Source organism: Natrinema altunense (genome assembly GCF_000731985.1).
Lineage (GTDB): Archaea > Halobacteriota > Halobacteria > Halobacteriales > Natrialbaceae > Natrinema > Natrinema altunense.
In genome coordinates, this window is record NZ_JNCS01000001.1 from 698,314 (window position 1) to 717,773 (window position 19,460).

Annotated in this window: 20 protein-coding genes; 12 read left to right on the forward strand and 8 right to left on the reverse strand. The window is 65.5% G+C overall.

The features are described 5' to 3' along the window. Positions 1-66: 66 nt before the first annotated feature. Both ALTAJ2_RS03590 and ALTAJ2_RS20480 read left to right on the forward strand, forming a co-directional pair. Positions 67-963, forward strand: a complete 897-nt coding sequence (locus tag ALTAJ2_RS03590; protein ID WP_007110858.1) for an acyltransferase — start codon at positions 67-69, stop codon at positions 961-963. Between the two features lie 144 nt (positions 964-1,107). Then, complete coding sequence (locus ALTAJ2_RS20480; protein WP_449289162.1) at positions 1,108-1,215, forward strand: DUF7563 family protein; 108 nt, start codon at positions 1,108-1,110, stop codon at positions 1,213-1,215. A gap of 58 nt (positions 1,216-1,273) precedes the next feature. On the opposite strand, the gene ALTAJ2_RS03595 is transcribed toward ALTAJ2_RS20480, so the two are convergent. From ALTAJ2_RS03595 to ALTAJ2_RS03605, 3 genes are all read right to left on the reverse strand, one after another. Beyond that, positions 1,274-2,917, reverse strand: coding sequence for a preprotein translocase subunit SecD (locus ALTAJ2_RS03595; RefSeq protein ID WP_007110859.1), 1,644 nt, complete (start codon positions 2,915-2,917; stop codon positions 1,274-1,276). Continuing rightward, positions 2,914-3,786, reverse strand: a complete 873-nt coding sequence (gene secF / locus ALTAJ2_RS03600) for a protein translocase subunit SecF (protein WP_007110860.1) — start codon at positions 3,784-3,786, stop codon at positions 2,914-2,916. Before secF ends, ALTAJ2_RS03595 begins: the two co-directional genes overlap by 4 nt. 148 nt (positions 3,787-3,934) lie before the next feature. Beyond that, the gene (locus ALTAJ2_RS03605) at positions 3,935-4,408 is read right to left on the reverse strand and encodes a DUF5812 family protein (protein WP_007110861.1); all 474 of its coding nucleotides are present in this window, start codon (positions 4,406-4,408) and stop codon (positions 3,935-3,937) included. Positions 4,409-4,558: 150 nt separating this feature from the next. On the opposite strand from ALTAJ2_RS03605, the gene ALTAJ2_RS03610 reads away from it, so the two are divergent. Next, the gene (locus ALTAJ2_RS03610) at positions 4,559-5,854 is read left to right on the forward strand and encodes a hypothetical protein (RefSeq protein WP_007110862.1); all 1,296 of its coding nucleotides are present in this window, start codon (positions 4,559-4,561) and stop codon (positions 5,852-5,854) included. Positions 5,855-5,955: 101 nt separating this feature from the next. Further along, on the forward strand, positions 5,956-7,077 hold the full coding sequence (locus tag ALTAJ2_RS03615; protein WP_007110863.1) for a CPBP family intramembrane glutamic endopeptidase: 1,122 nt from the start codon (positions 5,956-5,958) through the stop codon (positions 7,075-7,077). A gap of 60 nt (positions 7,078-7,137) precedes the next feature. On the opposite strand, the gene ALTAJ2_RS03620 is transcribed toward ALTAJ2_RS03615, so the two are convergent. After that, positions 7,138-7,596, reverse strand: coding sequence for an NOB1 family endonuclease (locus ALTAJ2_RS03620; RefSeq protein ID WP_006183793.1), 459 nt, complete (start codon positions 7,594-7,596; stop codon positions 7,138-7,140). Positions 7,597-7,600: 4 nt separating this feature from the next. Beyond that, entirely contained in the window at positions 7,601-7,846 is a 246-nt protein-coding gene (locus tag ALTAJ2_RS03625) for a PRC-barrel domain-containing protein (protein ID WP_006183792.1), read from the reverse strand. A 250-nt stretch (positions 7,847-8,096) separates the two neighbouring features. Between ALTAJ2_RS03625 and infB the strand changes: the two genes are divergently transcribed. The 4 genes from infB (at position 8,097) to ALTAJ2_RS03645 (ending at position 13,081) form a co-directional block, all read left to right on the forward strand. Further along, complete coding sequence (gene infB / locus ALTAJ2_RS03630) at positions 8,097-9,896, forward strand: translation initiation factor IF-2 (protein ID WP_007110864.1); 1,800 nt, start codon at positions 8,097-8,099, stop codon at positions 9,894-9,896. Between the two features lie 253 nt (positions 9,897-10,149). Beyond that, a complete protein-coding gene (locus ALTAJ2_RS03635) occupies positions 10,150-11,835 on the forward strand; it encodes a CTP synthase (protein WP_007110865.1) in 1,686 nt (561 codons plus the stop codon). Beyond that, the gene (guaA, locus tag ALTAJ2_RS03640; protein WP_007110866.1) at positions 11,835-12,752 is read left to right on the forward strand and encodes a glutamine-hydrolyzing GMP synthase; all 918 of its coding nucleotides are present in this window, start codon (positions 11,835-11,837) and stop codon (positions 12,750-12,752) included. The genes ALTAJ2_RS03635 and guaA overlap by 1 nt, the downstream gene beginning before the upstream one ends. Continuing rightward, complete coding sequence (locus tag ALTAJ2_RS03645; RefSeq protein ID WP_007110867.1) at positions 12,749-13,081, forward strand: DUF7126 family protein; 333 nt, start codon at positions 12,749-12,751, stop codon at positions 13,079-13,081. The genes guaA and ALTAJ2_RS03645 overlap by 4 nt, the downstream gene beginning before the upstream one ends. A 486-nt stretch (positions 13,082-13,567) precedes the next feature. On the opposite strand, the gene ALTAJ2_RS03650 is transcribed toward ALTAJ2_RS03645, so the two are convergent. Continuing rightward, the gene (locus ALTAJ2_RS03650; protein ID WP_007110868.1) at positions 13,568-14,335 is read right to left on the reverse strand and encodes a 5-formyltetrahydrofolate cyclo-ligase; all 768 of its coding nucleotides are present in this window, start codon (positions 14,333-14,335) and stop codon (positions 13,568-13,570) included. Then, entirely contained in the window at positions 14,313-14,876 is a 564-nt protein-coding gene (locus ALTAJ2_RS03655) for a MogA/MoaB family molybdenum cofactor biosynthesis protein (RefSeq protein ID WP_007110869.1), read from the reverse strand. The genes ALTAJ2_RS03650 and ALTAJ2_RS03655 overlap by 23 nt, the downstream gene beginning before the upstream one ends. A gap of 233 nt (positions 14,877-15,109) precedes the next feature. On the opposite strand from ALTAJ2_RS03655, the gene ALTAJ2_RS03660 reads away from it, so the two are divergent. Then, positions 15,110-16,135 (forward strand): zinc-binding dehydrogenase, encoded by a 1,026-nt coding sequence (locus tag ALTAJ2_RS03660; protein ID WP_007110870.1) that lies wholly within the window; start codon positions 15,110-15,112, stop codon positions 16,133-16,135. Positions 16,136-16,249: 114 nt separating this feature from the next. Next, the gene (locus ALTAJ2_RS03665; protein ID WP_049901059.1) at positions 16,250-16,564 is read left to right on the forward strand and encodes a hypothetical protein; all 315 of its coding nucleotides are present in this window, start codon (positions 16,250-16,252) and stop codon (positions 16,562-16,564) included. 66 nt (positions 16,565-16,630) lie between these two features. Here ALTAJ2_RS03665 and ALTAJ2_RS03670 read toward each other — a convergent pair whose 3' ends face one another. Beyond that, complete coding sequence (locus tag ALTAJ2_RS03670) at positions 16,631-16,948, reverse strand: DUF7853 family protein (protein WP_007110872.1); 318 nt, start codon at positions 16,946-16,948, stop codon at positions 16,631-16,633. Between the two features lie 221 nt (positions 16,949-17,169). Between ALTAJ2_RS03670 and ALTAJ2_RS03675 the strand changes: the two genes are divergently transcribed. Together ALTAJ2_RS03675 and ALTAJ2_RS03680 are read left to right on the forward strand one after the other, a co-directional pair. Next, positions 17,170-18,243, forward strand: coding sequence for an alkaline phosphatase family protein (locus ALTAJ2_RS03675; protein WP_007110873.1), 1,074 nt, complete (start codon positions 17,170-17,172; stop codon positions 18,241-18,243). Continuing rightward, complete coding sequence (locus ALTAJ2_RS03680; protein ID WP_007110874.1) at positions 18,240-18,983, forward strand: class I SAM-dependent methyltransferase; 744 nt, start codon at positions 18,240-18,242, stop codon at positions 18,981-18,983. The genes ALTAJ2_RS03675 and ALTAJ2_RS03680 overlap by 4 nt, the downstream gene beginning before the upstream one ends. Positions 18,984-19,460 lie beyond the last annotated feature (477 nt).

Here is a 19,460-nt window from a genome sequence, read left to right on the forward strand (position 1 = left end):
GGCGGGTCCGGCAACCCGGACCGCACAACCGAACCCCTATGAACTCGGCGGGCAATACCTCGGGGTATGACAAAGCGGTACGTGTCGCTCCCCGAGGAGGCGGAAGCGGGGATGCGCGAGTTCATCGATGCGGTCGATCGGCGACTCTCGAGCGACGAGGACACCTGCTCGGTCGTCGAGGACGTGCTGATCGACCTCTCGGGCGACCGCGAGGCCTACGAGCGCTGGCAGGATGGTGCATCCGTCTCGGCGGCCGAGCGGGTCCGCCTGCAGAGCTACGACCCTTGTAACACGACCCTCGAGAGCGAGTACTACGCCGAGAAGGACGAAGCGCAGTTCCGGCGGTCGAAACACCTCCAGTGGCTCTGGCGGCAGTTCGACAGCCTGCCGATCGCGGACAACGTCGAGTTCGCGCTGCGGTTCCGGCGGATGCTCGCGGACCACCTCTTCGAGGAGTGTGGCGACAACTGCCGGTTCTTCAAGGGAATCACGTTCACCTACGGCCACAACATCACGGTCGGTGACAACACGGTCGTCCACGACGACGTCCATCTGGACGACCGCGGCAAACTCACCATCGGCGACCGCGTCTCGGTCTCCGACGGCGTCCATATCTACAGCCACGACCACGACGTCGTCGACCAGACCGAGGTCCGCAACTACCACACGATCGTCGACGACGACGTCCGTCTCACCTACGACGCGATGGTCCGCGCCGGCTGCAAAGTCGGCGAAAACGCCATCGTCGGCGCGCGCGGCATCGTCCAACACGACATCCCCGCCCACCACATCGCGATCGGAATGCCCGCCAAGAGCGTCAAGATCAAACCCGGCTGGGAGGATGTCGCCACGCCGATCGACGACGCCGGCACCAACCGGCAGGACGAGCGCCACCTCGCATACGACCTCCCCGCGGATCTCGAGGTCTTCGACGAGTTCCAGCGCGACCTGGACCAGCCATAATACGTCGACGGCGACGGTTCTGCGGTCGCTCTCGGAGCCGCGATTTACCGCACCTCGCGACGGGAGTCCGGTCTCGAGCGTCCGTTGCAATCGCAGGCAGACCGTTATTGATCGTCCCACCGGTGCAGTACGATTGGTGATGTGATGCCGGTGTGTACTACCTGCGAGAGCCCCGTCTCGTACGATTTTGCACGCGTATACGGAGAGGACGGAACTGTCGACTGGTGTCCGCGCTGTCGCACTGCACGCTGACACGGAGCAGGGAGAGCGGAGTGCTGGACTAGACGGAGCGGAAAAACGGGAAAGAGCGCTAGCGATCGGTCAGCAGCCGTCGCAGGATATCACCGTAGGCGGGTCGGGTGATAAGCACCCCGATGAGCACGCCGAGGATGGTGATGATGGCGAAGCCTTTCAGATCGCCGAGGCTCAGGACCGCGAGCGGCGAGAGGGCGATGATGGTCGTCGCCGCGGCGGCACCGATGACCCAGAACGCCTTCCGGAACCGCGACTGGAAGACCCGCGCCGAACTGACGTCGCCTTCGTCCAACACCTCGTCGGCGATGATCACGAGGTCATCGACCCCGGTCCCGACGACGGCGATGAACCCGGCGACGTGGGAGAGATTCAGCGGCATGCGTATCATCGCCGCGAACCCGAGCAGGATCACGACCTCCGACAGCGCCGTGAGGATCATCGGGAGGGCGATGCGAGTATCCGTGTATCGGGCGTAGACGACGCCGCTGACCGTGACCACCGAGAGCAGTCCGATCAGCAGGGAGTACTGCTTGAACTGATCGGCGTGGGTCGGCGTGATCGAGTCGATCTGGGCGCTTTCGGGACTCAGATCCAGCGGTGCACGCAGGCTCCCGGCACGGAGGTTGACCGAAAGCGATTGGGCCTCCTGTTGGCTCGGTGCGCCCATCTGGAACCGCGGATCGTTCACCCAGGTGCCGGCGATCATGCTGTCGGCGAGACCGCCCATCGAGTGGGCATCGACGACCTCCTCGTCCGCGATCGTCAGCAGACAGTACTGCTCTCCCTCGTGGTCGAAGCTGATGGAGCCGTTCTCCTCGGGGAGGTTACACGCGCCCTGTGGCGTATACCCCTCGTCGAGGAAGCCGTATTGCTCCATATCCCGTTGGAACTGCTCGGCGGGTTCACCCTCCTTTACCTGCACGGGGACGACGTACCCTCGAGATTGGCCTTGTGGCCCCTGTGGCTGCCGAGGCGGGTCAACGCTGGCCATCATGTCTTGGGTCAACACCGTCTCGTTCGTCTGGTTTCCGTTTTCGTCCGGGAAGTAGGCCACGACTTCGACGACCCCGCGCTCGGAGAGGAGCTTCCGGAGCTCAGCGGCGTCCATGTTCGGCACTTCGACGACGATGTAGTTCGTGTCCTGCATCGTCTGCTCGGTGACCGAGCCCCCGGAGAGCCCCGCCTCGTTGATCTTCGTACGCAGCGTACTGATGATCTCGGTACGGGTCTGCTCGGTGACGCCGTCGCGAATGTCCGCCTCGGATACGTCGACGTTCGCCGACTGCAGTGCCCCGGCGAACTCCGCTTTCGTCACGTTGTCGGTGAAGACCTCCGCGGAGACGGACCCATCGTCGTCGTCGACAGTCACTCTGGCATCGGCCTGATCCAGCTCGAGGTCCGTATACAGCGTCGACTCGATCTCCTCGATCCGGTCCCCATCGACTTGCCCGTTGTCGCTGACGACGCCGGCATCGATGTCGGCGGCAGTCATCCCGGTTACCGGAGCCCTGACGCGGGTTCCGCCCTCGAGATCGAGTCCGAACTCGAGGTTCGTCGGGCCGCTCTCGACGCTGTCGTTCGCGACGCTGCTGTCGGCGACGATGCCGCCGGGGACGAACAACGCGACGACGGAAAAGGCGAGAAACACCACGAGCAGGAGGACCCGCCAGTTTTGCTTGACGCCGTCTATCGGGTTCATGATCGGACCCCCTCGAACTTGTACCAGCGAAGCAAGCTTAGGTTCAGCATGTACGTGTTCATCAGGTCGGTTGCGAGGCCGACGAACAGGATGATTCCGATCGATGCCAGGAGATCGATGCCGAGGACGAACGCCGCGACGCCCATGACGAGCATCGCGGCCATCGACGTGACGGTCATCGTGATACCGGTTCGCATCGCGCGATGGGTGCTGTCGTAGAAATCACCACCTCGGCGCAGGATGTGATTGTTCAACAGGATATCGGAGTCCACCGAATACCCGATCAGCATTAGGAGTCCGGCGACCGTCCCCAGCGAGAGCGGGATTCCGGTCAGCCGCATGAACGCGAGCGGGATCATGAGGTCGGAGAACGCCGAAATGACGATCGCGATCGACGGGACGAACGTCCGAAAGAGGATGAACGCGATCGCGCTCATGCCGACGAACGCGACGACGAGGCCGAACAACGCCGTCTGCTGGTTTTGTTGCCCGAACGTCGCGCCCATCGACGAGGCCGACTGGACGATATCGGTGCTCCCGTCCTGCTCGAGCCCCGATTCGGCCTGCGTCCGGAGCGACTCCAAGTCGGAATCGGAGAACTGCACGACGTACTGATTGTCGGTTCCCGTGCTTCTCACGTCCGCATCCGCGTCGAACGCCGCGGCGATATCATCCTGGGGCGTCGACGTCTGCACCGTCAGTTCCGTCCCGCCGGCGAAGTCCATTCCCATCGGGACCGGCGAGCCCAAGACGAGAAACGACCCGACGAGGACGAGCAGTGCCACTGCGAGGACCGCAAGCGGGACCGCCGCGAGTTGGCGGTTACTGTACCGGGTGTAGTCGATCTCCGGTACGTCGAAATACGCCATATATCCGTCTACTGGTATCCCCCCCGAAGTAAGCCTTCTCAATTCCGACAGTCCGTCCCCGCGGTCACGCGATCAGCTACCACGAGGGGAGAGTGTCCAGTTCCGTCGCCGACATCGATCCGACTCGACCGGTGTGGTCCGTTCCCGGTCAGTCGGGCAGGTATCGCACGCTCAAGACGCCGTCGTCGACCGATCGACGAACCTCCACGCGGACCGCCTCGAGCCGGGCCGCCCGCGAGATCGTCTCCTCGTCCGCGAGCACGTCCTGCGCTGCGGGTTCGATCTCACCCTCGGGAACGCTGAAGACGTGGATCTCTCCCGTCCCGGCTCGTTCCTCCTGCACCAGGTCGCCGATGTCGGCCTCGGCCGCCAGCTCCTTCTCGTACGTGGTCGGCTCGAGGTCGCTGTCGACCAGTTCGATCGCGCGTCTGTCCGCGACGTCGACCAGCTCCCAGGTGACGTCCAACGGCGGTTCGGGCGCGACGGTCGCCTCGAGCACGTCGTGGACCTCGAGGTCGGGGTTCGATCCGAGAGTGTGGACCTGTGCGGTCTCGACATCGCGGACGACCGCCGAGTCGGCCTCGGCGTGTGTGACGACGAAGGTGCCGGTTTTCTCGGTCATGGGCGGTCGTAGCGGACGGGTCGGTTTCCCGGTTTCGGCTTTCGACCGCCGTCCGAACGCGCGTTCCGATCGGGATCGTCGCTCGGTAGTGAGTCGCCCTCGCGCTCGCGTCACGGAACGTCTTTAGTCCGGGCGGTCGCGTACTGAGGCATGCACGTCGACATCGGAAACGCGCTTTCGTCGGTCGCGTCGCCGGGCGTCTCGCGGGACTCCCTCGAGCGGCTGGACGAGCAGGTGGCGACCGCCCACGAACGGATCGAGACGGGAATGGCGAACGCGGACCACGGGTACGAGGCGCTGAACCTGCCCGAGCGGACCGATCCGGACGAGATTCGCGCGGCGGTCGAACCGATCGCCGACGCCGAGGCGCTGCTCACTATCGGGATCGGCGGCAGTTCCCTCGGCGCGGCGACGATCACGAACGCCCTCGAGTCCGACACCGAGACGGTGTTCCTCGACAACGTCGATCCCGCGTGGGTCTCGAACCACCTCGAGCGACTCCCGCTCGCGGAGACGGCGATCAACGTGGTTTCGCGGTCGGGGACGACGGCGGAGACGCTGGCGAATTTCCTCGTCGTCCGCGTGGCGTTCGAGTCGGCCGGCGTCGACTGGACCGAGCGGACCATCGTCACGACCGGCGACTCGGGGCCGCTCCGGGACCTCGTGGAGCGACACGGGCTGCCGTCGCTGCTGGTTCCCGACGGCGTGCCGGGTCGCTTCTCGGCGCTGTCGGCGGTCGGCATGGTCGCCGCGGCCGTCTGCGGCCACGATCTCGAGGCGTTACTTGCGGGCGCGGCCGCCGAGCGCGAGACGCTGACGGGGTCGCTGTTCGACTGTCCGGCCTACGCCTACGGCGCGACGACGTACGCGCTGGATCAGCGTGGTGCCGGAGTCAACGCGATCATGCCCTACGCCGAGTCACTCGAGACGTCCGCGGAGTGGTTCGCCCAGCTGTGGGCCGAGAGCCTCGGGAAGGATGATCTCGGCCAGACGCCGGTGCGAGCCCTCGGCGTCACCGACCAGCACTCGCAACTCCAACTCTACCGTGCGGGCCCGCGGGACAAGCTCGTCACCTTCGTCACGACCGAGGAGAGTGCTGACCGCCCGATTCCCACCACCGATGTCGAGGACCTGGCGTACCTCGGCGACGCGACGCTCGGCGAACTGCTCGCAGCGGAGTTCGAGGCCACGGAAGCGAGCCTCGCCGCCGCCGGCCGACCGAACGTCCGCGTCGAACTCGAGCGCGTCGACGAGTACGAACTCGGCGGCCTGCTCTACGGGATGGAAGCCGCCTGCGTCCTCGCGGGCGAACTCTACGGCGTGAACACGTTCGAACAGCCCGCCGTCGAGTGGGCGAAGAAGGCGACCCGCGGCCTGCTCGGCGGCGGTGACTTCGAGGAGGCCGCAGCGGTCGCCGAGAAGACCGAACTTCGAGTCGAGCGGTAGCCCGGCGTCCGTTCCCGATCGCCCGACGCAGGTCGGTGCGGTCGACCCGTCGCCCCGTTCGGTTGCGGTGTGCCTATGAGTCCGGACACGAATACACCACTATGAGCCAGACTGCACGGGCCGACGACGCCGGCCCGATCGCGTCCGACGTGGTCCCCGGCATCGGAACCGTCCTCTCGGCGGTCACGATGGTCGCCATGCTCGTCCCGGTTCGCAGCGGCGTCGACGATCCGACCGTCCTGACTGGAGCCGGGTTCGCCCTCGCTGCCGTCCTCGCGTTTCTGGCCCAGCGCCACGGCGGTCTCGAGGGGCGAATCGCCGGCCCGATCGCCGCCGTCTCGAGCGTGGCCGTCGTCATGCTCGCCGGCTACGCGTTGAATCAGGGCGTCACCGCGCCGGCCACGCTGCCGACGGGTTCGGTGTCGGTTCCGATCGTTTTCGTCGCGTTCGTCACCGGTGGGCTCACCGCGGCCGCCGGGGTCGCGGATTACCACGGGATCAGCGGGCAGGGACTCGTCCGTCGGAGCCTACAGGTGGTCGTGCTCTCCGGCGTCGGTATCGCGGGTCTCCTCGTGACGCCGCTGGTTTACGCCATCCTCTCGCCTCCGGTTTCCGCGCTGCTCGAGCCGGTGTCGGAGGTCGAAGACACGGTCTTCACCCAGTTCTGCATGGCCATCGGGATGACGCTCGTGGTGGGCGGGTATCTCGCACTGACCGATCGGGACCTGTCGTTTATCGATCTCCGACGGCCGACGCTCCGGGACATCGGCTGGACCGTCGGGGGACTGGTCGTCCTCTTCGGGGCGCTCTTCGTGATTTCCGTGGTCATGCAGTCTGCTGGCGTGGAAAGCGCCGATCACTCGACGACCCAGCGGGCTCAGGAGAACCCCCAACTCATGCTCGTGCTGGTGCCGTTCGCCGTCCTGATTATCGGCCCGTTCGAGGAACTGCTCTATCGGAACGTCATCCAGAAGTCGCTGTACGACTCGTTCTCGCGGGCCGGCGCGGTCGCCGTGGCCAGCGTCATCTTCGCGGCGGTACACGTGCTCGCGTACGCCACCGCCGGACTGGGTGCGGTGATCGCCAGCCTCGGGACGATCTTCGGGCTCGCAATCGTACTCGGAACGATCTACGAGCGGACCGACAACCTCCTCGTCCCGGCGCTGATCCACGGGGTCTACAACGCGTTGCTCTTCGCGAACCTCTATTTCACCTACGGCTGATCGAGCGCACGGTCTCGACGGGGCCACCGGGCGGCCGATTCGACAGAAGGGGAGCGCGGGCTACGACGGGTTCTTCCGGGCCAGTTCGGACCCGCAGATCGGACATCGGTCTTTCTCCTCGTCGAACTCGCGGCCACAGCCCTGACACTGATACAGCCACTGGCGCTGTTCGTCGATTCCCTCGCGGGCGATCACCTCGACCGCGACGTTGAGTTTCTCCGCGACGTTTTGCATCGCGTAGTCGTCGGTCACCAGGGTCGCATCGAGTTCGAAACTCGCCGCGACGAGCCGAACGTCGGTGTCCGAGAGGACATCGAGGTCGCCGGACTCGCGTGCCGCGCGTTCGACCTTCTCGGTGGTGTCGTCGTTGGGAATGTGAATGTGCATCCCGGAGCCTTCCATCGCATCGTAGCGGTAGGCGCTCTCGTCCTCGAGTTCCTCGCGGACGAGCGGGATCGTTGCAGTCTGTTCTGTCGTGTGAAAGTCGTGGATAAAAGCGGAGGAGTCGAGAACGTACATACCGTTAGCGCTGGACGACGATGTAGTCTTTCACCGCTTGGACGCGATTGACGGGAACGAGAAAGCGGCCGGCGTCGTCGTTATCGAAGTCGACGGCGCGCCGGGACAGTTCCTCGTCGGGTTCGATGACGAGATCGTGGAGTTTGCCGGATTTCAGATCCATCGTGATGTTGTAGAGCAGTCCGAGCTCGGTGCCGTCGGAACCCATGACGGACTTCCCCGAGAGGTTTTCAGCGAGTATATCGCTCATGCATGCCCGTACTTACTAATCGGTATTAAAGACCACGGGGTCCGGCATACGGGCGGCAGACACCGGCCGGGACGAGCGTGCGCCGTCTCGGCGATCGGGACGGCGGTCGGCCGAACTGCCATCGGTTGCCGGTCCGCTCGGCAACGACGAGGGTACTCGCGCGCGGACGTGCTCGGCGGACCGTCGATGACGATGGGTTTAACTACGGTGCTACGGAGGTTTTAGGTAAGACCTTCTCGGGTGGTTCATCATGTCGGACACGGATACACGCGACCCCACATCTCTCAGAACGCCGATCGTCGCCGTCCTCGGACACGTCGATCACGGCAAGACAAGTCTCCTCGATAAGATCCGCGGCTCCGCAGTCATCGAGGGCGAAGCAGGCGCGATCACCCAGCACATCGGCGCGACCGCCGTTCCGCTGGACATCATCTCCACGATCGCGGGCGAACTCGTCGACCCGGACGATTTCGACCTCCCCGGCCTCCTCTTCATCGACACCCCGGGCCATCACTCCTTTACCACGCTGCGCTCCCGCGGGGGGGCGCTGGCCGACATCGCCATCCTCGTCGTCGACGTCAACGACGGCTTCCAGCCCCAGACGCTCGAGGCCCTGGACATCCTGCGGCGGTCGGAAACCCCGTTCATCGTCGCGGCGAACAAGATCGACACCGTGCCGGGTTGGAACGCAAACGAGGATTCGCCGATCAACGACACCTACGAGGCCCAGTCCGATCGCGTCCGCGAACGGCTCGACGAGAGCCTCTACGAGATCATCGGCAACCTCTCGGACGAGGGGTTCTCCGCGGACCTCTACTGGCGGGTCCAGAACTTCCAGCGCAACGTCGGCGTCGTCCCCGTCTCGGCGATGACCGGCGAGGGGGTCCCGGACCTCCTGACCGTCATGATGGGGCTCTCCCAGCGCTACATGAAAGAGGAGATGGAGATCGACGTCGCCGGCCCCGGCGTCGGCACCGTTCTCGAGGTCAAAGAGGAGAAAGGGTTCGGGACGACGGTCGATACGGTACTGTACGACGGGACGATCCGGTCGGACGATCGGATCGTCGTCGGCGGACAGAACGAACCGATCGTCACCGACGTCCGCGCGCTGCTCCAGCCGCGGCCGCTCGCGGAAATCCGGACCGAGAGCCGGTTCGAAAAGGTCGACGAGGTGTCGGCCGCGTCCGGGATCAAGGTCGCCGCGCCCGAACTCGCGGACGCGATGGCCGGCGCGCCGGTTCGAGTCGTCCGCGACCGCGACCTCGACGCGGTCATCGACGAAGTCCAGGCCGAACTCGCGGATATCGCCGTCGACACCGCCGAAGAGGGCGTCGTCGTCAAGGCGGATACGCTCGGCAGCCTCGAGGCGATGGCCGACGCCCTGGACGACGCGGAGGTGCCGATCGTCCGCGCGGAGGTCGGCGACGTCGCGCCGCGGGACGTCTCGGTCGCCTCGACGGCCGAGGACGGCAAGCAGAAGGCCATCCTCGGCTTCAACGTCGACACCCTCGACGATGCCGACCAGCGCGCGGAGATCGAAGACGTGACGATCTTCACCGACGAGGTCATCTATCAGCTCATCGAGGAGTACGAGGAGTACGTCGAGGGGATCGAGCAGGCCCAACAGGACACCATCCTCGAGAACATCACGCGGCCAGCCCGGTTCCGGATTCTGCTCGATCATACCTTCCGTCAGAACGATCCTGCGGTCGTCGGCGTCGAGGTCAATTCTGGGACGATCCAGAACAACGCGAACGTCGTCAAGTACGAGGGCAACGAACCCACCCGCGTCGGCCAGGTCAAGGGGATTCAGGAACAGGGCGAGGACGTCGACGAGGCCCGCGCGGGCAACCGGGTTTCGGTCGCTATCGACGGCCCGACCGTGGGCCGTCAGATCGAGGAGGGCGACGAACTCTGGATCGAGATTCCCGAGAAACACGCGAAGATCCTCGAACAGGAACTCGCGGACGAGATCCCCGGCGACGAACTCGAGGCGCTGAACATGTATCTCGACAAGCAACGCAGTCGAGACCCCTTCTGGGGCAAGTAGACGACCCGGGGTCCGTCTCGGATCGTTCGAGGCGATCCCGTCTCCCGCCGTCGGAATTCTCGACGGGCACTCGGGAATGCGGAGATCGATCGGCAGCGTCCACGAAAGCGGACCTGGCCACCGACTCGGTTGGACGACTCCGACTCGACACGATGAACTGCCGACCGGTAGCTCCGCTGGCCGGGAGTGACAACCTCTGTCGGAGGCAGTGCGGTCCCGAAATCGTTTTCAAGCGGTCGCGCGCACACTCGGTATGCCGACGGAATCGGACACTCATTATGACCCCTCGCTGGGGAACAAGTTCATCTTCGTCACCGGCGGCGTCATGTCGGGACTCGGCAAGGGGATTACGGCCGCGAGCACCGGCCGACTCCTCAAAAACGCCGGGTTCGACGTCACCGCGGTGAAGATCGATCCGTACCTGAACGTCGACGCGGGAACGATGAACCCCTACCAGCACGGGGAGGTCTACGTCTTGGAGGACGGTGGGGAGGTCGACCTCGATCTGGGGAACTACGAACGGTTCCTCGATATCGACATGACCTCGGACCACAACATCACGACGGGCAAGACCTACCAGCACGTCATCGAGAAGGAACGCGCGGGGGACTACCTGGGCAAGACGGTCCAGATCATTCCTCACATCACCGACGATATCAAGCGGCGCATCCGCGAGGCCGCGGAAGGCACCGACGTCTGTATCATCGAAGTCGGCGGCACCGTCGGGGACATCGAGGGGATGCCCTACCTCGAGGCCCTGCGCCAGTTCGCCCACGAGGAACCCGAGGAGAACGTCCTCTTTACCCACGTGACCCTCGTCCCGTACTCGAAGAACGGCGAGCAAAAGACCAAGCCGACCCAGCACTCGGTCAAGGAGGTCCGTTCGACCGGCCTCCAGCCCGACGTGATCGTCGGCCGCTGCGAGGACCGACTCGATCCGGAGACCAAGGAGAAGATCGCGCTGTTCTGTGACATTCCGACCGAGGCAGTGTTCTCGAACCCCGACGTCGAGGACGTCTATCACGTCCCGCTGATGGTCGAAGACGAGGGGTTAGACCAGTACGTCTTGGAACACTTCGGGCTGGCCGACGAGGCCCTGCCGGAAGGCGAACGGGCGAACGACTGGCGCGAGATCGTCACGACCGAGAAAGATGGCGACGTCGACATCGCGCTGGTCGGCAAGTACGATCTCGAGGACGCGTACATGTCGATCCACGAGTCGCTGAAACACGCCGGCTTCGAGGTCGGCGTCGACGTGACCGTCCACTGGGTCGCAGCAGACGAGTTGAGCGAGGGCTACGACGGCCAACTCGAGGGGATGGACGGCGTCATCGTTCCCGGCGGGTTCGGGATGCGTGGCTCCGAGGGCAAGATTCGGGCGGTCCAGTACGCCCGCGAGAACGACGTTCCGTTCCTCGGGCTCTGTCTGGGCTTCCAGATGGCGGTCGTCGAGTACGCCCGGAACGTACTCGGGCTCGAGGACGCCCACTCCGCCGAGATGGAGGAGGACACGCCCCATCCGGTCATCGACATCCTCCCCGAGCAGTACGAGGTCGAGGACATGGGCGGCACGATGCGACTCGGCGAGCACACGACCGTCATCGAACCCGAAACGCTGGCCTACGTCCTCTACGGCGATACGTCCTGTTCGGAGCGACACCGTCACCGCTACGAGGTCAACCCCGAGTACTTCGACGCGTTCGAAGACGAACCGCTCGTCTTCTCGGGCACCGCGGGCAACCGGATGGAGATCCTCGAACACGAGGAGCATCCGTACTTCGTCGGGACGCAGTTCCACCCCGAGTACACGTCACGACCCGGCCAGCCGAGTCCGCCCTTCCTCGGACTCGTCGAGGCGATCCTCGAGCGGACCGACGACGAGCCCGAGCGCGACCCCGAGAACGCGGACACAGACACCGAAACGGAGGTAACCCACTGATGGTAGACACCGAAACGTTCGTTCCAGACGCAGTCGCAGAGATCGACGAGGAAATCGACGACGCCAACGCCGTCATCGCCCTCTCGGGCGGTGTCGACTCCTCGGTCGCCGCCGCCTTGGCCTACGAGGCGATCGGCGACCGACTCACGCCCGTCTACGTCGACACCGGCCTGATGCGGAAAGGCGAAACGGATCAGATCCGCGAGACCTTCGACTACATGGAATCGCTCCGGGTCGTCGACGCGAAAGACCGATTCCTCGATGCGCTCGAGGGAACCACCGATCCCGAGGCGAAACGCGAGATTATCGGCGAGCAGTTCATCCGGGAGTTCGAGCGCGAAGCGAAAGACGCCGACGCCGACTACCTCGTGCAGGGGACGATCTACCCCGACCGCATCGAGAGCGAGGGCGGGATCAAGTCCCACCACAACGTCGGCGGCCTCCCCGAGGTCGTCGACTTCGAGGGGATCGTCGAACCCGTTCGCGACCTCTACAAGGACGAGGTCCGCGAGGTCGCGCGCCACCTCGGCTTAGACGAGCTCGTCGCCGAGCGGATGCCGTTCCCCGGGCCCGGGCTCGCCGTCCGGATCATCGGCGAGATTACCGAGGAGAAACTCGAGGTCGCCCGCGAGGCCAACCACGTCGTCGAGGAGGAACTCGAGGAGTACGAGCCGTGGCAGGCGCTGGCGGCCGTCATCGGCAAGGCGACGGGCGTCAAGGGTGACAACCGCGTCCACGGCTGGGTGGTTTCCGTCCGCTCCGTCGAGTCACGCGACGGGATGACCGCCCGCGCCCAGGAGATCGATTGGGAGACGCTCCAGCGGATTCAGTCCCGAATCACGGGCTCCCACGAGAACGTCGCCCGCGTCGTCTACGACGTGACCCACAAACCGCCCGCGACGATCGAGTACGAATGAGTTCCGCGACGACCGCCGTCGTCGCCGGTTCCGACGAGGACGACATCGGGACGGCACTCGAGAGCGAAGGCGTCGCAGTGAGCCGACTCGACGGCGTCATCTCCCGCCCCCAACTCGAGGAGGCGGGCGTCGTCACGGCAGACCTGTACGTCCTGACCGATGTCGGGCAGGCGACGACGATCCCGATCGTCTGCGATCTGAACGACGAGGTCCGAACCGTCGTCTACGCCAACCGGACCGTCCCCGAGTTCGTCAAGGGGCAACTCGACATCGCGATCGATCCGCAGTTGATGGACGCGAGCGTCGTCGCCGACGAACTCGTCGACTGACGCTTTCGGACCCGACCGCCGAGCCGGGCCGACGGTTGGGACACCGATTCGGTCGCCGACACCGCCGTTTCGGCCCGTCCGTTTTTCGAACGGCCGTCTCAGCAGTATAAACTTTCTCACCGCCGATTTCGACCGAATAAAATCGAATTGAACTCGGCAGAACTCGGCGTAAAATCGGTGTACCATCACCCCCGTTCAAGTGATCGTCCCCGCTACGTCGGGATGGAGGTCGACGGGCAGTCCCCACCGACGCACCCACCACTGCTCCCGCGACTTCCAGCAACCCCACCACAGCACCCTTCCCCCACCACTGCCAACCGATTTCGCTGACGCGGGCCCACCCCACCGGCTCGCGTCACACCCTGCGATTCTGGCATCGGGACGCGGCGGGTTCCGTCGCGTCCCGGGGATGGACTTCCTTCTGTCGACGCCTCCGGTTCCAGTCGAACAATCACCAGCGACCGCCCCGTGGTCGCCCCGACCGCGCTACGAGGTTCGAAGCCGTTCCAGAACCGGAATCTCCGCGACTCGATCGTCCGTAAGCAGGTCCCAGTCGATGCCGGTCGGCTGCGCGCTCCCCTCCGGACGGAACGCGCGCTCGGGCGTGACCACGAGATCCATCGGGACGTCGTGGGCCTCGATCGTGACCGACTCCGCGATCAGTTGTCGCTCGTGGACGGTGGTCGCGACGGGCGTCGCGTCGTCGACGAGACCGAGTTCCCGGAGGACGGCGTACTCGAGGTCGCTGTAGCCCTCTCCCTTTCCGATCCGGCCGCCCTCCGGGGTGACCGCGACGCTCCCGGAGACGATCAGATCGACGCGGTCGATCGCGCTCGGGCCGACCTGTTCGCCGTGTGTCGAGGAGCCGGAGACGGTCGTCGCCGCGTCGTAGTCCTCGAGGTCGTCCGGATCGAGCTTCAGGAAACACCGCTCGTCGGCCAGCCGCGGCACGGCCATGTAGACCGTCTTGCCCTCGCGCAGCGCCCGCCGCCGGACGGAGAGTTGCGGTGCGTCGGGGTTCGCTTTGATCGTCGTCGCCGCGGCCCACTCGGGCTGGTCGGCCAGTCGGTCGGCGGCCTCGCTCGCCCCGGCGAAGTTCGGAATACGGCCGTGGGGCGGGAACGGAAAGCGGGCTTCGCCGCGTTCCTCCAGGTCGTCCCAGACCCGTTCGCGGACGGCGTCCTTGTCGAGCCGGTCGGTCGCATCCCCATCGCGATCGGAAACGCCCACGTCAGGCACCTCCGTCGGCCGCATCCGCGTCGGTCGAGTCGTCGTCCTCGTCCGGTTCCTCGCGTGCGAGCCCGACGAGCACGGGCGCTTCCGACAGGATGATCTCCGCGAGCGCGAGTCGGGCCGCGTCGGCGTCGCCGGGGAGACAGAAGACCGGCGTTCCGTCGGCGACGCCCGCGAGGGTCCGCGCGGCGACGGTTTTCGTTCCAACTCGTTCGTACGCCAGGAGGGTAAACAGTTCGCTGAACGCGGTCAGTTCCTTCTCGAGGAGCGGCTCGACGGCGTCGAGCGTGACGTCGGTCGGTTCGACGCTGGTCGCGCCGGCGGAGATCACGATGTCGACGTCGTCGCGATCGATCAGTCGCGAGACGATCGACTGGACCTTGTCGTGGTCCGCGCCGACGTGCTCTCGGACCGTGACTTCGTTGCCGTCGTCCTCGAGCGCCGTAGAGATCGCCTCGCCGGCCTCGTCGGTAGCGAGGCTCCGACTCGAGGAGACCGTGACGACGCCAGTACAGAGCGTCCCGTCGTCGGGGTCGGCGTCGCTGGTGGTCGTCTCGTTCATACGTCGCCTTCGAAAGCCGGCGGGTAAAAACTACGCACACGCGTCTGCGCTTCGGATAGCGCTCGACCCATCCCGGATCGGCGACGCTCGTCGCCGCTGCCCCGGTCGTGCAACCAAGCGAGAGCGGCGTCGTCCGTGATCCACCGTCTGGCCGCGTCGGACGGCCACGGGCAGCGACCGCCGGATGCTGGTAGCCAAACTGTTATGGACGGCGTTTCCGTTGGCCTGCGTATATGCAGGCAGTTCAATTCACGGAGCACGGTGACACTGACGTTATCGAGTACGGGGAGTACCCCGATCCGGAGATCGATCGGGACGAGGTGCTAGTCGACATCAAAGCGGCCGCACTCAACCACCTGGACATCTGGACCCGGCGAGGGATGCCGGGGATCGACCTCGAGATGCCCCACGTTCCGGGCAGCGACGGGGCCGGCGTCGTGACGGACGTCGGCGCGGACGTCACGCGCTTCGAGGAGGGCGATCGCGTCGCGCTCTCGGCCGGCTGTGGCGACCTTCGAATGGACGACCCGACGCTCGATCCGCGATACCACATCATCGGCGAACACGTCACGGGCGTCCACTCCGAATACGCGGCGATCCCCGAGGACAACCTGATCCCCGTCCCCGAGCACGTCGACTGGGACGTCGCCGGCTCGAGCTGTCTGGTCTTTCAGACCGCCTGGCGGATGCTCATCGAGCGCGCCGATCTCGAGGCCGGCGAGACGGTCCTCGTGCTTGGCGCAAGCGGCGGGGTCGGCCACGCCGCCCTGCAGATCGCCGACTACGCGGGCGCGGAGGTCTACGCGACCGGCAGCACCGAGGACAAACTCGACTACGCCGAGGCCCACGGCGCGGATCACGTCTGTAACTACGAGGAGGCGGACTTCGCGGACTGGGTTCTCGAGGAGACGGACGGCCGGGGCGTGGATGTCGTCGTCGAACACGTCGGCGCGCCCACCTGGCGGAACTCGCTGAAGAGCCTGACCAAGGGCGGCCGGCTCGTCACCTGCGGCGGCACCGGCGGCGGCAATCCCGAGACGGACATCCCGCGTATCTTCTGGAACCAGCTCCAGATCATCGGTTCGACGATGGCGACGCCCGATCAGGTCGACGACGTGATGGACCTCGTCTGGGACGGGACGTTCGAGCCCGCGATCCGCGAGGACCTGCCGATGAGCGAGACCGCACGCGCCCACGAGATCATCCAGAACCGGGAAGGGTTCGGCAAGGTCGTCGTCCGCCCGGACAGCGAACGCTAACCGCCGACGACCGCCGCACGGACACGACGCGTCCCGCTCGCTCGCCGCTTGCGGACGAACCTGTCAGGTCGGCCAACCGTGAGGGCTTTGACGATGCGGTCGAACGATCCGATAGTGAGCTCGAGCGACGACGGCGGCTACGTCCACGATCCAGCGGCGTTCGATACCGATGCCGACGGCGAACAGGGCGACGAGCCGGCCGACGACGAAGGGGACGAACCGCCCCACCCCGCGACGGTCGACCGCGAGTTCGACTGGCGTGGCTGGGTTCTCGTCGGCGTCCTGTGTTTTGCCTTCCTCGTCGCTCCGGCGGCCATCTATCTCGTCCCGCCGGGCGCGGAGGGGTATCGCTTCGCGCTGTTGATTCTCCCGCTTGCGCCCGCACTCTTGCTCGCGATCACCGCCGTCTGGGCGACGACGCGACCCTGAACGCGGCCAGCGGCGAGGCTGAACGAGATGCGGTCGACGAAAACGAAACGGCGAGCGGTGCGTCGGCTACGCCTGCGCGTTCCGTCCGTCCTCGAGCTGCTCGAGGGCGGCCGTGCCGTGATCGACGTCCCGGACGGGCGTCTCCTCGCGGTCGACGTACGCGGCGAGCGCGTCGTAGATGTGATCGGCCTGGGTGGCAGTGAGCCGGTCCGTGTTGCCGTCGGTCTCGAGCGTGTCGATCGCCTCGAGGACCCATTCCGGCGGCCGTTCGTCCGCGTCGAGTGCCTCGTCGAGGCGGGTCGCGAGGACGTGGTGGACGACCCAGCGTTCGTCTCTGGAGAGCGTGACTTCGTACGTCTCGGTGTCCGGTGGTGAGGAGCTCATTTCGTCAGACTGGACCGGGATTGTCGGTCCTCGATCAACGCTACGAACACCGTCATAATAAGCCTTGTCACACTATGCCATAGTTGCTGCCTTCGGTCGATCGACATCGGGTGGGGACAGGCCGCTCGGCCGCTCGATCGTGTCGTGGCTACTGACAGTCCGGTCACCGATCAAAAGCTACTAACAGAATCGTCCCGATACACACACAGGAGCCGACGCTGATGGACCTCGCGACGTTATCCGCAAAGATCGCGACCGGACGCATCGGAGGCACGCTCTCACAGCTCGTCCCCGCGACGCCGATCTGGGAGCGCGAGTGGGACGTCTGTTGTGTGCTCGACGGCTGCCGGCTCGATCTCATGCACGAGGCGGCCGCCGCCGGCCACGAGGCGCTTCCCAGCCCCGATGCGGTGGGTTCGCTGTGGTCGGTCGGGTCCCAATCGGCCGAGTGGATGGATCGGACCTTCGCCCCCGAACACCGCGAGGAGATGGCCCGCACCGCCTACGTGACCGGGAACCCCTTTTCGTCCCAATCCTGCGAACACATTCTCGTCACCTCCGACGACGTCCTGCCGCTCACGGCCGACGATTTCGGCGTCTTCCACGAAGCCTGGCGCGATGGCTGGGTCGACGACGATATCTCGACGATCCCACCCGAGCCGCTGACCGACGCCGCGATCGCGATCTGGCGACATCGCCGGAAGCTGGGCATCGACCGCATCGTCGTCCACTACATGCAACCCCACGCCCCGTTCCGATCGCAGCCGGGTTGGTTCTTCGGCTCGGCCGACATCGAACACTGGGGCCAGTTCACCGACGGGGACGACGACGATGATCTCGATCTCGAGGCCCTCGATCCCGCGGACCGCGAGGCGCTCGAGGCGTTGGCCGACGCCGAGGACGATGCCGACGAGACGGACTCGATGAACGATCCCTGGCTGCGACTGCGTGACGGGGACCTCTCCTACGAGGCGGTCTGGGCGGCCTACCGGGACAACCTCGAGTGGGTGCTCGACGATCTCACGCGCCTGCTCGCGAACTGCGACGGGCGGGTCGCGATGACCAGCGACCACGGCAACGCGATCGGCGAGTTCGGCGTCTGGTCACATCCCCCCGGAACGCCGGTCCCCGCCCTTCGCCGGGTTCCCTGGGCGGTCCGCGAGGGTCGGGATCGAGGGACCTGCGATCCCGCCCTCCCGACGGGGCTTCGCCAGCGCGGCGCGGACGGCACGGAGCGGACGGAGGACCACGGTGACGACATCGAATCGCGCCTCGAGGCGCTGGGCTACCGGTGACGGGCGTGCTTCGTGACGCGATCTACGCCGTTCGAAAGGCGCAACTGCGATTCGAGCGCCGCCGCCTCGATTACGGCCGGGAAACGCGAGACCGGGCCGACCGGCTGGCGGCGGTGCTTCCGGCGTCGGCCGCCGAACTGCGGGCGTACGAACGCGAGTACGACGACCTCGAGTGGTTCCACGAACGCTATGCCGATCGCGTCGACGCGATTCACGAGGCCGGCGTCGCGACCGACACGACCCACTGGCGCGACGGGGTGACGCTGTACGTCGTCTGTCGCGCCCTCGAGGTCGAAACCGCCGTCGAGACCGGCATTCTGTTCGGCTCGTTCGACGCGCACATCCTCGCTGCGATGGCCGAGAACGGTGGCGGCACGCTCCACTCGCTGGATCTGCCCGGTGGTCCGCCGGGGCCGTTCGAATACGGTCACCTGATCCCGGATCGCTGTCGCGACCGGTGGGAACTCCATCTGGGTGACGCACGCGAGGTCCTGCCGGAACTGCTCGCGACCGTCGGCCCCGTCGACCTGTTCCTCCACGACTCGGATCACCGACTCCCACATATGCGATTCGAGTACGAGACGGCGCTGCCACGGATCTCGCCCGGCGGGGTTCTGGCGAGTCACGATGTGCGACTCTCCGAATTGTTCGACCAGTTCACGGCGGAACACGGCCTCCCCGCCCGCACCGTCTGTGATACGGGCATCGCCGGCGTTCCGCCGTGGGAAAGCCCGGACTGAGCACGGGAGAGCAGCACTTCACATCGGGATCTACCCACGGGCGGGATACCCGGCACCAGGCGGTGGGAAAATCGCCGCGCCGAACCCGTCCCACCGGACACCGATCGCGTGCACTGCTCGAGGAAACGGGTGAGGCGAAAGACGGCACGATTTCGGAAGTTTCCTATATATTAACATAGGTATTTGACATAGTAGTTCTTAATATACGCAATACTAACGCCACAATGCACCACCTGTGAGCCGTGCACTCTGACAGCAGTTTCCCTCATTTCTCGAAGTACAGGGGCCTGAAACGGACTTCGAAACCGTTCCCACGGAAAGAGGAGAAGAATATCACCTGAACAACCGATATTACTGGTTAAAAGAATCCATATATACATAAATGGGCGCATATTTAGGTCGAAATAGTTGAAATCCTTCGAAATAGATGCTATTGAAAACGTGAGCCGACTCCATAATATTGCCACTTATACCCAA

Coding starts and splice junctions, on each gene's coding strand:
- ALTAJ2_RS03590 (WP_007110858.1), top strand. CDS start 67: ATGACAAAGCGGTACGTGTCGCTCCCCGAGGAGGCGGAAGCGGGGATG.
- ALTAJ2_RS03650 (WP_007110868.1), bottom strand. CDS start 14,335: ATGCGGCCGACGGAGGTGCCTGACGTGGGCGTTTCCGATCGCGATGGG.
- ALTAJ2_RS03605 (WP_007110861.1), bottom strand. CDS start 4,408: ATGACCGAGAAAACCGGCACCTTCGTCGTCACACACGCCGAGGCCGAC.
- ALTAJ2_RS03645 (WP_007110867.1), top strand. CDS start 12,749: ATGAGTTCCGCGACGACCGCCGTCGTCGCCGGTTCCGACGAGGACGAC.
- ALTAJ2_RS03620 (WP_006183793.1), bottom strand. CDS start 7,596: ATGTACGTTCTCGACTCCTCCGCTTTTATCCACGACTTTCACACGACA.
- guaA (WP_007110866.1), top strand. CDS start 11,835: ATGGTAGACACCGAAACGTTCGTTCCAGACGCAGTCGCAGAGATCGAC.
- ALTAJ2_RS20480 (WP_449289162.1), top strand. CDS start 1,108: ATGCCGGTGTGTACTACCTGCGAGAGCCCCGTCTCGTACGATTTTGCA.
- ALTAJ2_RS03595 (WP_007110859.1), bottom strand. CDS start 2,917: ATGAACCCGATAGACGGCGTCAAGCAAAACTGGCGGGTCCTCCTGCTC.
- ALTAJ2_RS03655 (WP_007110869.1), bottom strand. CDS start 14,876: ATGAACGAGACGACCACCAGCGACGCCGACCCCGACGACGGGACGCTC.
- ALTAJ2_RS03635 (WP_007110865.1), top strand. CDS start 10,150: ATGCCGACGGAATCGGACACTCATTATGACCCCTCGCTGGGGAACAAG.
- infB (WP_007110864.1), top strand. CDS start 8,097: ATGTCGGACACGGATACACGCGACCCCACATCTCTCAGAACGCCGATC.
- ALTAJ2_RS03670 (WP_007110872.1), bottom strand. CDS start 16,948: ATGAGCTCCTCACCACCGGACACCGAGACGTACGAAGTCACGCTCTCC.
- ALTAJ2_RS03675 (WP_007110873.1), top strand. CDS start 17,170: ATGGACCTCGCGACGTTATCCGCAAAGATCGCGACCGGACGCATCGGA.
- ALTAJ2_RS03625 (WP_006183792.1), bottom strand. CDS start 7,846: ATGAGCGATATACTCGCTGAAAACCTCTCGGGGAAGTCCGTCATGGGT.
- ALTAJ2_RS03610 (WP_007110862.1), top strand. CDS start 4,559: ATGCACGTCGACATCGGAAACGCGCTTTCGTCGGTCGCGTCGCCGGGC.
- secF (WP_007110860.1), bottom strand. CDS start 3,786: ATGGCGTATTTCGACGTACCGGAGATCGACTACACCCGGTACAGTAAC.
- ALTAJ2_RS03660 (WP_007110870.1), top strand. CDS start 15,110: ATGCAGGCAGTTCAATTCACGGAGCACGGTGACACTGACGTTATCGAG.
- ALTAJ2_RS03615 (WP_007110863.1), top strand. CDS start 5,956: ATGAGCCAGACTGCACGGGCCGACGACGCCGGCCCGATCGCGTCCGAC.